The organism is Streptomyces rimosus subsp. rimosus (genome assembly GCF_000720725.1).
Lineage (GTDB): Bacteria > Actinomycetota > Actinomycetes > Streptomycetales > Streptomycetaceae > Streptomyces > Streptomyces rimosus_A.
Genome location: NZ_JOCQ01000287.1, coordinates 1 through 206 on the forward strand (window position 1 = coordinate 1; position 206 = coordinate 206).

Consider the following 206-nt stretch of genomic DNA (forward strand, 5'->3'; position numbering starts at 1 on the left):
TACCCGCGCGACGAGCGCGCTCCGCGCCGCGAGGGCGACCGCGGTGGCTTCCGCCGTGACGACCGCCCCGGTTTCTCGCGCGACGACCGCGCGCCCCGCGGCCCCCGCCGCGACGACGACCGCGGCGGCTACCGCCGCGACGACCGCGGCCCGCGCCGGGACGACGACCGTGGCGGTTTCCGCCGCGATGACCGCCGTGACGACCG

Annotated in this window: 1 protein-coding gene; it reads right to left on the reverse strand. The window is 81.1% G+C overall.

Features of this window, described 5'->3' with window-relative positions:
* The coding region (locus IH45_RS1000000149655) for a hypothetical protein (protein WP_032919641.1) at nucleotides 1-206 on the reverse strand (206 nt) is incomplete at both ends.